General features: G+C 38.6%; 2 protein-coding genes. Both read left to right on the plus strand.

Features of this window, described 5'->3' with window-relative positions; genetic code table 11:
• The coding region (locus CLV90_RS00640; protein ID WP_133685603.1) for an OmpA family protein at positions 1-411 on the plus strand (411 nt) is incomplete at its 5' end.
• Between the two features lie 669 nt (positions 412-1,080).
• The coding region (locus tag CLV90_RS00645; protein WP_166638513.1) for an Ig-like domain-containing protein at positions 1,081-13,994 on the plus strand (12,914 nt) is incomplete at its 3' end.

Here is a 13,994-nt window from a genome sequence, read left to right on the forward strand (position 1 = left end):
ATTGAAGTAATGTTGGTACAAGTGGACAAGGGTGCACCGATAGGTACGGACCTTGCCAAATACCTGAACATAGAACCGATCTACTTCGATTTCGACAAGTACTTCATCAGGGAAGATGCAAGGATCAGTATCGACAAGGTATTGGCATATTTGAACGAATACCCGAGCGTAAACGTACAGGTACGCTCACATACCGATTCAAGGGCGAACGATGCGTACAATATGCGCTTATCCGCCAACAGGGCAAAGGCAACGGCCGATTACCTAATATCAGCCGGCATTTCGAGCAACAGGATCTCATACGAAGGCTATGGTGAGACCGAACTTACAAACGGTTGTAGCAACAATGTACCTTGTAGCAAAGAGAACCATCAACTCAACAGAAGATCTGAGTTTATAGTGGTGGAGTAAATAACAAATATCAAAATATATTGAAAAGGGAAGGAGCATAGCTCCTTCCCTTTTTTTGTTTTGTCTACAAATCGTACTACAGAACAAAAGTGTAGTACATCCGATTTTTTAGAGGAGAATTTAGCATAAGACGCAATTTAAGACTACAAAAACATGAAATTCTTACAAAACTGTAAGTTATGTAATCTGTTTAAAATACACGTGTTATCGATGAAATACATCTTTTAGATAAATTCTCATATACAAAAATGATCATTTCACAACAAATTGGTCTTGGCAGGCAACATATGTTGATGAGTAATATAGTTCTCTCTATACTTTTAAGAAAAATTATCAATTTAATGTAGTCTAAAACCTACTTTTTAACTATTGGCTAGCTTGAATTTATGTATTGCGTTATTGATAATAGCAAAACTAAAATTTAAATAAAAATGATTGCTAAGAGAATTTTATCATTAAAATGAAGATGAAAGTAAAAAAATATTACCGTTCAACGATACTTTTTTCCCGCTCACCTTTAGAAAAGTCCAAATGGTATTCAAGAATTACTTTTTAAATTCTTTAAATTCTTTCTTTGATTTGATATAAAAAATCTGCCAGTAATATTTTTTGGTATTTACACAAAAAATGATGAATCAAAAAAACCCCCAGTTTCATAAAGTAACCGCTATGAAAAAATCAAACTTTAAGTTAAATCAATTTTACAGAATATCAGTATTTCTTGTACTACAAATCTTAGCGTTATTCCCTTTAATTGCGGGTACCCCTATTGAAAATAGTATTGTGCCAAGAATCATAAGTACAAATAGCTTTTTCGCCGATCCAGTATTAGATTTAAATTCTATTGCAACAGGTGTAAATCACGAAGTTCAATTTAGACCAACAACAGGTAATATATCTCCGTTAAGTTTAGTACCTACATTATCATCAGATGCAAATACAATTTTAAGTGCAACTATTGCTTTTACAGGAAATGTAAATACAACTGAATTTCTTTACGTTACTAATGGACCGGTGCAATTCAATTTCACAACAGCATCTAGTAGCTTTAATTTTAACGTAAACGGTTCTACATTGAGGTTGGTTCAAAATTTCGGAACTTTTACAATTACCGAATTATCGGGAAATCCAATTCCGAATGATGTTTTTTTGACTTTCTTAAAAACATTATATTATAGAAATGCCACTAATACGCCAACGGCAGGCATACGCACGGCTACTATAGAAGTTAGAGATACAAATTTAGCTACGGCAAGTGCACAAAATATAATACGAGTTTTTAGAAATGCCCCGGTGGCATTAGATGATTCTAACGCTATTTTAGCAAACGCAACGGGTACCATTTCTGGTAATATATTATCAAATGACTCTGGTAATACATTGTCGGTATCTGAAGTTGATGTCTACTCTGGTAAAGTGGGTGCCTCATATGAAACACTGTATGGTTCAATTATTATTCAGTCTAATGGTACTTATACATATGATGTAGATGAAACAAGCTCTTCGGTTACTGGTTTAAAAAGCGGAGAAACCTTAGTAGATATTATATCTTATACTGTAAAGGACAATGCTGATATTACAGATTATGGTATTATATCAATCTCAATTAATGGTGTAGATGAAGCACCAACTGCAGTAGATAATAATGACAACGTTACAGTAACTGTAGAACCAAATATATCAGGAAATATAATAACAGATGTTGGAGATGATGGAGTAGATTATGTAGATAGAGGGCTGTCGACATTGGTTTGGGAAAATGAATTCAATGCACCTGGAGGATTTTTTGGTGGTTTGTCTGGTCCTGTAAACGGAGCTTCAACCAATGTAGGCGGGGTAACGCTTAATTTTACTTCTACTGATATTTCTAACATAGGAGTTGCAAATCAAAATCAAGTAGTATTTCAAACTGGTACCAACGGTGGTCATTTCGGATATTTATTATATTCTATAAATAGTTCTATTACATCATCTAACGATACAGAATTAATAATTGATTTTGATGAACCGGTATTTAATCTTGGGTTTTTGTTAGTAGATATCGATTTTTCGCAAGGTACAAGCTGGCAAGATCAGATAAAGATAAACGGATCTTTAAATGGTGCAGCTTCTGCTTTTAAATTTATAACCACTGGTGGTGTCGTAAATGCTGGTAACAATACGTTTTATGGATTAGGTAGTGCGGTAGAAACTGATGCAACGGGTAATATCAATATCCTTTTTGAAGAACCTATTAATCAATTAGTTTTAAGCTACAATTATGGGCCAAATGTAACTGATGCTGATCCAGGTGGTCAAATTGCAGGTGTTTCGGATATATACTGGCAAGGTGGCGCGAGTAATGTTCTTATTATAGAAATAGATGGTAATCCGGTAACCGCAGGCTCTACTTTTGTGGGCGCATATGGTACACTTGTAATAAATCCCGATGGTAGTTATACCTATACGCCAGATTTAAGTAATCCAGACGTTGAAAATTTACTAATTGGAGAAACCTTAACAGAATCATTTTTATATAGATTGTCAGACGGTACTAATTCTGATACCGCTAATTTAATTATTACACTTAACGGCTCTAAAAATTTCTTAGAAGCAAATAACGATTTTTCAGCTGCAATATCTGGTTTTTCTGGTGGTACGGCCGTGTCAAATGTTTTGACTAACGATATTTTAATATCATCTACACCAACGGTATCGAGTGTAAATTTAACCCTAGTTAGTACTAGCGACCCTGGTATAACCTTAAATACGGTCACTGGTGAGGTTAGTGTTTCTGCAGGTACGGCGAATGGAATGTACGAACTTGTTTATCAAATATGCGAGACGGCTAATTCTATAAACTGTAAATTGGCTACCGTAATTGTATTTGTATCTGAAGATACAGATCAAGATGGTATTCCAGATTTAGCAGATCAAGATGATGATAATGATGGAATTTTAGATGTCAACGAATGTAATGATGGTGCAGCGGCAAACGCTATAGCAGACGGTATACAAGATGGTAATTTTGGTGTGGGATATTGGGATGCAGAATATTTTGATGGTCATTTTGCCATTGCCGGTTCTACATATGGTACTAGTAACCAAGATAGTCAACTTAACGGAGGTGTTGGAACTCCCGTTTTCAAAGGAGAGGCATATTTAGGTATTGATTCGTATAATTTTACAGAATCTAGATCTTATTCAGGAACTGGTCCTTTTGACACAAATACAAGTTCTAATTTAGTTCCATCAACCTATGTAGGAACCCATTCAAATGATGTAGCTTTTCAGCCTTTTTATCAAACAATTTTCAAAAGAAAATTTAGTTTATCCGGGTTACTAAACTATGGCGGTCCGGGCTTTGACTCCGATGATATTCTAGAAGTGTTTATAAACGGAACTAGAGTATCGTTTAAAGGATATTGTTGTGGCGCTGATACTACGCCTAACGTGGCAGAGTCACAATCAATAAACCCAGGTGATGAGGTCGAAATTAGATATACTAATTTAGGGTATATTGGTGGTTTTGCTTTCAATTTTCAATTTATATCTACCTGTGATGATGATATCGACAATGATGGTATACCCAATAGAATAGATTTAGATAGTGACGGCGACGGTTGTAATGATACTGTTGAGGCAGGTCATATTGATGTTGATAATGATGGAATTGTTGATGGAACTGGTATTGACAATAATGGGCAAGTAACCGGATTTTCAACAGCCTACACGGGTTCAACTTCTGGAATTACTAATGCTGTAGAAACAACTATTGATGTTGCGCCTGCAGACCAAACAAAAGTAATAGGTAATGATGTAACTTTTACAGTAAATGCATCTGCACTATCGGCTTCAAGCTATACTAGTGGAACTCCAAACTACGACACAAATGCCGATGTGGGATTAACGTATCAATGGCAAGTAAGTACTGACGCTGGTTCTACATTTAGTAATCTTGCGGGAGAAATGAATGCTACCCTTACTATAAATAGCCTTACTTTAACTGAAGATGGTAATATTTATAAAGTTTTAGTGTCGCATACAGGCAATGCATGTCCAAATGAGGCACAGGCAATATTGTCGGTCAATCAACTTCCTACCATCGACATTACCACTCCAATAGAAGGTGATAATAATGTAAATGTTGTTGAGGCGGCAGATGTTACAATTTCAGGGACTACAACAGATGTGGAAGATGGTCAAACTGTAACGGTATCAATTACAGACGGTACTAATACTATTAATACAACGGCAATAGTTAGTGGAGGAATTTGGACTGCTACCGCTGTTGATATGTCAGGTTTCAAAGATGGCACATTTGCCGTGACCGTAAATGTTACTGATGTAGGTGGTAATGCAGCATCAAACAATACATCTTTTAGTTTAAATATATGTGGAACGGTTGATTATGATAATGATGGTGTTTTTGATTTATGTGACGATGATGTTGATAATGATGGTATAGCAAATGCATTAGAATGTACTCCTGCCAAAGGCACTATTTTAACGGGAGATGATTCGCTATCATTAACGGGTGAATATAATAATGGAAATGGAGTAAGTCAACAGTTTACTATTACATCTACTGAATATAATATTTTAGATAAAACTGGTGCCGCCGATAATGGTTTACAAGTAAGATGGAATCAAGGTACAGATCCAACGGTAGAATTCACGCTTACCTTACAAGAGCCTGTAAATGCAGTACAAAATGCGATTCGTGTTTCTTCTTATGAGCCTAATAGCGCAGTAGGTGGAATTCAAAATGCTGATAAAACAGTTACGATAACTTGGCCAGGTGGTGGTACGGCTGTACTATCTGATCCATTAGGTGAGACAGATTTGGGCAATGGAGCGGTTATCACTTCAGGTACTCCTTTTCAAGTGGCACCTAATGCTGCCGGACTTTCTAGAGCGGTACCAGATTCTCGATGGTCTTTATTGATCGATACCAGTACAGGAATAACTTTTCCTATGGATATTGGGTATTACGCAGATGGTACTATAAATTCTAGTACAAATCATGTAAATGAAGGTTTTGCCTTTAGATCGGTTTTAGATTGTGATAATGATAATGATGGAGTACCAAACACCCTTGATTTAGATAGTGATAATGATGGAATTTATGATGTTGTAGAATCAGGGGGTACAGATGCAGATGCCAATGGTATTGCAGATGGTGCCGTAAGTACAGCAGGTATTCCTAGTACAGCAGGTACAGGAACTGTTCCGACAGAAACAACAGCCGGTACTCCAGATTTTCTTAATGTAGATAGTGATGGCGATGGATGTTCAGATGCGAATGAGGCGTACGAAGATAGTACTGCAGATAATGGAGATGGTTCAGAATATAATGATGCCGATACCGCAACAGTTAGCGATGGTTCAGGAAAAATAGTAGCTAACGGTTTGGTGGCTACTGCTACTTATAATACAGGTGTTGTAAGCGCAGTTACTACTGAAAATTTAGATTTGGATGGTGACGGATTAGTTGGTATTTGTGATTTAGATAACGACGGTGATGGTGATCCAGATGCAACAGATACAGACCCTTTAGATCCTTGTATATATAGTACAAATCAAGTTGTAACGAATGCAGAAGCAAGCTGGAATGATTTGGATTGTGATGGAGATGGTGAAACAAACGGATTCGAAATAGCCAATAGTACAGATCCTTCAGATTCTTGTGAAGTTACCGTAGCTACGGTTCGTGCTCCCGGCGATGAAAATTATGTCGTTTGGTCAGCCGAAGATTGTGATGGTGATACTATAGATAATGGTACGGAAGTTACCAATGGTACAGATCCTTTTGATACAGATACAGATGGTGATGGAGTTCCAGATAATACAGATTCCGATGCACTAGATCCTTGTGATCCAGTTCAAGCTTCGGGGTACACCGGTTATGATGCCAGCAATGCTATTTGGGCAGCGGCAGATTGTGATGGTGACGGAATTTTAAATGGTACAGAAGCTACCAACGGCACTGATCCCTATAGTACAGATACAGATGGCGATGGTATTCCAGATAATATAGATACAGATGCGTTAAATCCTTGTGATCCAGTACAAGCGGCAGGATATACAGGTTATGATGCTACCAATGCCATTTGGGCAGCGGCAGATTGTGATGGTGACGGAGTTAACAATGGCACAGAAGATACCAATGGTACCGACCCTTATAATATAGATACCGATGGTGATGGTGTTCCAGACAACACAGATACCGATGCGTTAGACCCTTGTGATCCAGTACAAGCTGCAGGGTATACAGGTTATGTTGCTACCAATGCTATTTGGGCAGCGGCAGATTGTGATAGTGACGGAGTTTTAAACGGTACAGAAGATACGAACGGTACAGATCCATATAGTTCAGATACCGATGGCGATGGCGTTCCCGATAATACAGATGCTGACCCGCTAGATCCTTGTGATCCAGTACAAGCAGCAGGTTACACCGGTTATGATGCTACCAATGCCATTTGGGCAGCGGCAGATTGTGATGGTGATGGTGTACTAAATGGTACAGAAGCAACAAACGGTTCTGATCCATACAATACAGATACAGATGGCGATGGTGTGCCAGACAATACTGATAGCGATGCGTTAGATCCTTGTGATCCAGTACAAGCGGCAGGATATACAGGTTATGATGCTACCAATGCTATTTGGGCAGCGGCAGATTGTGATGGTGACGGAGTAATCAATAGTACAGAAGTGACCAACGGTACGGATCCATATAGTTCAGATACCGATGGCGATGGTGTTCCAGACAACACAGATACCGATGCGTTAGACCCTTGTGATCCAGTACAAGCTGCAGGGTATACAGGTTATGTTGCTACCAATGCTATTTGGGCAGCGGCAGATTGCGATGGTGATAATGTTACGAATGGTACAGAAGATACGTTTGGTACTGATCCTTATAATACAGATACAGATGGTGACGGAATTCAAGATGATGTGGACAATGACCCACTAGATCCTTGTGATCCGGTTCAAGCTCCTGGTTACACAGGTTACGATGCTAGTAATGCTATTTGGGCAGCAGCAGATTGTGATAGTGACGGAGTAATCAATGTTACAGAAGTTACCAATGGTACTGATCCATATAGTACAGATACTGATGGCGATGGTGTGCCAGATGATACAGATATTGCTCCATTAGATCCTTGTAGTCCGGCACAAGCGGCCGGGTATACAGGTTACGATGCTACAAACCCAATTTGGGCAGCGGCAGACTGTGATGGTGATTCAATAATAAATGGAACTGAAGTTACAAATGGTACAGATCCATATAATCCAGATTCTGATGGTGACGGTATTGATGACGGTCAAGAAGATATAGATAATACAGACCCTTTAAATGATTGTGAATCTATAGGTGGTACTCCTTTACCAACAAGTGATTGTGATGGTGACGGTGTGCAAAATTCATTAGATGCTTGTGAAGGATTTGATGATGCTATAAATGCTGATGGTGATGCCTTACCAGATGCCTGTGATGACGATGACGATAATGATGGTATTCCTGATGCAGTTGAGGGTACTGGCGATTTTGATGGTGATGGCGTTCCAGATAGTTTAGACTTGGATAGTGATAACGATGGTATTCCGGATCTTGTTGAAACAGGCAATGGAGGTCTTGATACCAATGGAAATGGATATATAGATAGTTCTGAAAGTGTAGTGGGTACCAATGGTATTCCAGATATTTTAGAAGATAGTGGTGTAGATGGTGCAGGTGTATCAACTGTTCCTGTAAATTCTGACGGTACAGCTGGTCCAGATTATTTAGATATCGATTCTGATAATGATGGTATTAGAGATTTAGTGGAAGGGCAAACAGACGCTGCTTTAGTTCAGTTAACAGGTAACGATTCTGACAATGATGGTATCGATGATGCTTTTGATGTTGATAACGGTGGAAGTTTAACGACTTCACCAGAAGATACAGATTTAGATGGTCGCCCAGACTATTTAGATTTAGATAGTGATGCTGACGGAATCATTGATAATATAGAATGGCAATCTACATCTGGTTATTTAAGACCATCTGCAGATTCTGATGGTAATGGTTTAGCTGATAATTATGAAGTTGCACCTGCAGGTTCTGGAGAGTCTATTAATGAACCAACAAATACTGATGGTACAGATAAACCTGATTATAGAGATACAGATTCTGATAATGATGGTTTAAATGATACCATTGAGGTATATGACTATAATGACGATTTGGCTGCAGATGTAACTCCTTCAGGTACAGATGCTGATAACGATGGGTTAGATGATGCTTTTGATTTAAGTATATCGGCGCCAAATGGTATAGCAGATCCGAGCGGAGCTACAAATAATAATCAAGATGTAAAACTTTTCTTAAATACTCAAGATCCTTTTACAAGTCAAGTAGATTTTAGAGATGCAAATGTGCACTTAGATCCAATTGATACAGATGGTGATGGGGTCGATAATCTTATTGATATCGATAATGACAATGATGGTATTTTAGATTACGTAGAATCGTTAGGTTTTCAACCTACAGATACGAAAGGCGATGCTTGTGGTATACCTGCTGGTTCATTTATTGGCGGTACGTATATAACCGCTACAGGTTCTGGCGCAGGTACATTAAATGCAGAATATAGATTTTCAACGGTAGTAACATCATCTTTAGGTGTATTAGATGCTATTGTTCAAATAACAGCAATTGATAATGCAACCTTAACTTCAATTGATAATAATGCTACAGGTAGTAATGAAGCTTGGCAACCTACTTTTGATGTAGGTGGTGTGGCGGGAGCTACAGGAAGTATTTCTTTTAATATTCGCTTAGTAGCAACTGGTACTGATTTTCAAGTGAACCTTATTCGTTTTGGTGGTGTTATTTATGATATTGATGGTGCAAATACAAGGGAAAGTGTTACACTTCAAAGGCCTGGTCTGTATGCTGTAGATAGTAATTCATTTCTTACGGTATCAGAAAATCCTGCGACAGGTACAGCTACTTTTCAAGGACCAGCACAAACATACACTGGTGTTGATTTTGGACCAAAATTAGCGGTATATTTTAACTATTATGAAACTACAAACCTCAATTTAACATTTACAGGTGAGTTACAGACAGGTTTCGCTACGAGAGATTATCTGGGTTCTATTTTGTTCCAAACATGTGATATTAATGGGTTATTTACACCTACCAATACAACATCAGCCAATAATACATCTGGTCCTGGTTCATCACCAAAGTATACAATTTATCAAGGAATAGATAGTGACAATGATGGTATTGAAGATCATTTAGATATAGATTCAGATAATGATGGTATTCCAGATAATGTGGAAGCCCAACTTACGGCATCATATCTTGCAAGAACCGGTGATGGTGACGGTGATGGTCTAGGAGATGAATATGAAGGTATAGGTAACCAAGGCTTGACTGTTGTAGATACAGATGCTGATGGTATCCCTGATTATTTAGATTTAGATTCAGATGGCGATGGTTTAACCGATAGGCGTGAAGCTGGTTTTACTTTAGCTCCAAATAATTCAGATATTGACGGTGATGGTCTATTAGACGGTTATGATGATGAAGATACAACAGGTTTACCATTTGATTCAAATGATGATCAGAATAGTGGTGCTTCAGATTTACCTAATATTTCGAAAACTACAACTCCAGAAGTTGATTATCGTGAAGTAGGTATTGATGATAATGATTTAGACGGCATTGCTGATTCTATTGATTTAGATGATGATAACGATGGTATTTTAGATACTGATGAAACATCAGGAACTGATCCAAGTGCCGATGCTGATTCTGACGGCATTTTAAATTATCGTGATACCGATTTAGGTGTTGATGCTAATGGTGATGGTATTGTAGATATTTTTGACACTGATACTGATGGCGTCCCTAATCACTTTGATTTAGATGCCGATAATGATGGAATTTATGACGTTGTAGAATCTGGAAGCGGACAACCGTTTACAGCAGGCGTTTTAAATGGTGCAGTAGGTACTGATGGTATTCCGAATTCTGTACAGGCTGGTGGTCAGCAAAATAGTGGTGCTATAAATTATACGCTATCAGATTCTGAAACTACGCCTGATGGCATAGCCGATTTTCTTGAATTGGATGCTGATGGAGATGCATGTAACGATGTTATCGAAGCAGGATTTACAGATCTTAACGGAGACGGAATCTTGGGTGATGGAGCTACAGTTGTAGATGCAAACGGTATAGTAACCGGTACTACCGTTGTTGACGGGTACACTACTCCGAACAATGAAGATAGTGCTACTAATACGGCATTCGATTTTCAACAACCAGGTGTTGTTCCAACTATAGCAACAGCAGCCGAACAACCGCGAGATGTATTAACAAATGGAAGTGCTCCAGAGACATTTACGGTAACTGCTACAGGTACAGATTTACTGTATCAATGGCAAGTAGATGACCAATTGGGTGGTGGTTTCGTTGATATAGATGATACTAATGTAACTGATATTTATTCAGGTAGTAGTACTGAAACACTTACATTGGCAGGTGTAACGGTAACAGAAAACGGTTTTGAATATAGAGTGATAATTACAGAGACTAGCTTTGTATGTACTCCTTTAACTTCAGATAATGCATTACTTACAGTAGATGTTACTCCGCCTACTGTGCCTACAGTTGAGAGTCAAATTACAAATGATACTACTCCTGTGCTTAATGGTACTGCAGAAATAAATTCTACGGTATCCGTAGTTGTAGGTGGTGCAACATATACAACAATTTCAGATGCTTTTGGCAACTGGACAATTGATACGGAAACAGCTACTCCAGATAGTGGATCATTTACACCTAATGTAAATGGTACAAACGAAGTGGCGGTAACAAGTACAGATGCAGCGGGCAATAGCACGGTTGATGTAACAACTCTAGAGTTGACGATTGATACTACGAATCCTGTGATCCCTACAGTAGTAAGTCAAATTACAAATGATACAACGCCTGTAATTACGGGTACTGCTGAAGCGAATTCTACGGTAACTGTAGAAGTGGGTGGTGCGGTATTTACAATTACTGCAGATGCTTCTGGTGACTGGATTTTAGATACTGAAACAGTTACTCCAGATAGTGGCACTTTTTCCCCTAACGAAAATGATGTAAATGAAGTTGCGGTAACTAGTACAGATGCAGCAGGTAATAGTACGGTAGATATTACAACCTTAGAGTTGACTATAGATACTACGGCTACTTTGGCTCCAACAGTTATAATTACTGAAGACACCAATAATGATGGTTTAATTAGTGATTCTGAACTTACTGGACCTATTAATGCAGTAATAACGCTACCTGCCGATGCTGTTGCAGGTGATACGGTAACTATTACCGATGGTAATGGAAACTCACAAGACGTAGTGCTTACGGCAACTAATATTAGTAATGGAGATATAACCGTTATCATCGCCAATCCTGGTGAAAATGGTACTATAGTAGTAACAGCGAATATTACAGATGTTGCTGGTAATACAAGTGCAGACAGTGCTACAGATACTGCAGTACTTGATACAACTGCTCCATTAGCACCAACAGTAGTTATTACTGAAGATATAAATAATGACGGATTAATGAATGAAGATGAACTTGTTGGTGATATTGACGCTCGTGTAACGCTACCTGCAGATGCAGTTGCTGGCGATACCTTGACCGTTACCGATGGCAATGGCAACCCACAAGATGTGATATTGACCGCAACTGATATTATAAACGGATTTGTTGATGTAGTTATCGCAAATCCTGGTGATACAGGTACAATTGTGGTAACTGCGAATCTTACAGATGTTGCAGGCAACGTTGGTCCTGACAGTGCTACAGATACTGCGGCACTTGATATTACGGATCCATTAGCGCCAACAATTCAAATTACAGAAGATGTTAATAATGATGAATTAATTAATGGAGATGAATTAGTAGGTGATTTAGATGCAGAGGTAACACTACCTGCTGGTGCAGCTGCTGGTGATACGGTTACGGTAACCGATGGTAATGGAAATTCACAAGATATAATACTTACGGCATCAGATATTGCAACGGGTACTATAGATGTAGTAATTATCAATCCTGGTGAAAACGGTACTATTGTATTAACTGCTAACCTTACTGATGTTGCTGGTAATGTTGGTCCTGATAGTGCTACTGATAGTGCTACTATTGATACTACAGCTCCTGTTGCACCAATCATTGTAATTTCAGAAGATACCGATAATGATGGTTTAATAAATGAAGATGAGTTGGTCGGTGATATTGATGCGCGCGTAACTTTAGTTGGAGCAATTTTTGCAGGAGATCTAGTAACGGTTACCGATGGTAATGGCAATTCTCAAGATGTAGTCTTGACAGCAACAAATATATCTGATGGATATGTAGATGTTGTAATAGCTAATCCTGGTGATATGGGTACCATTGTGGTAACTGCTAATATTACAGATGTTGCCGGTAATGTTGGTCCTGACAGTGCTACAGATACTGCAGTGCTAGATCTTACAGATCCAGGTGCACCAACGGTAATTATTGTCGATGATAGTAATGATGATGAGTTGATTAACGCAGATGAACTGGTTGGCGTTATTGATGCAGTCGTGTCATTTCCTAGTAACATAGCGGCAGGTGACACCATAACCATAACAGATGGCAATGGAGGCTCACAAGATGTTATACTTACGGCAGCTGAAGCTATTAACGGATTTATTCTTGTTGTAATTCCTAACCCGGGAGATGGCGGTACTATTAATGTAACTGCTAATGTAACTGATGTTGCGGGTAATGTAGGTCCAAATAGTAATACGGATACTGCAGTTCTTGACCTTACAGATCCAAGTGCGCCAACGGTAGAAATTTCGGAAGACACAAATAATGATGGTTTGATCAGTGAAGATGAACTGGTTGGTGATATTGATGCGCGAGTAACTTTAGTTGGACCGACATTTGAAGGTGATACGGTAACCATAACAGATGGTAATGGTAATTCACAAGATGTGGTCTTGACTGCAACTGATATCACGAACGGATTTATTGATGTAATAATTACTAATCCTGGAGATACAGGTACGATTGTTATCACCGCAAATATTACAGATGTTGCGGGTAATGTAGGTCCAAATAGTAATACGGATACTGCAGTTCTTGACCTTACAGATCCAAGTGCGCCAACGGTAGAAATTTCGGAAGACACAAATAATGATGGTTTGATCAGTGAAGATGAACTGGTAGGTGATATTGATGCCCGAGTAACTTTAGTTGGACCGACATTTGAAGGAGATACCGTAACAGTTACCGATGGTAATGGTAACTCACAAGATGTGGTCTTGACTGCAGCAGATGTAACTAACGGATTTATAGATGTTGTAATCGCCAACCCTGGTGATGGTAATACGATTACTGTAACTGCAAATTTAACAGATGTTGCTGGTAACGTTGGTCCAAATAGTAATACAGATACGGCACTACTTGATCTTACGGATCCAAGTGCGCCAACGGTAGAAATTACGGAAGACACAAATAATGATGGTTTAATCAGTGAAGATGAACTGGTAGGTGATATTGATGCCCGAGT

Origin of the sequence: Maribacter spongiicola (genome assembly GCF_004364165.1) — a bacterium.
GTDB classification, from domain to species: Bacteria; Bacteroidota; Bacteroidia; order Flavobacteriales; family Flavobacteriaceae; genus Maribacter; species Maribacter spongiicola.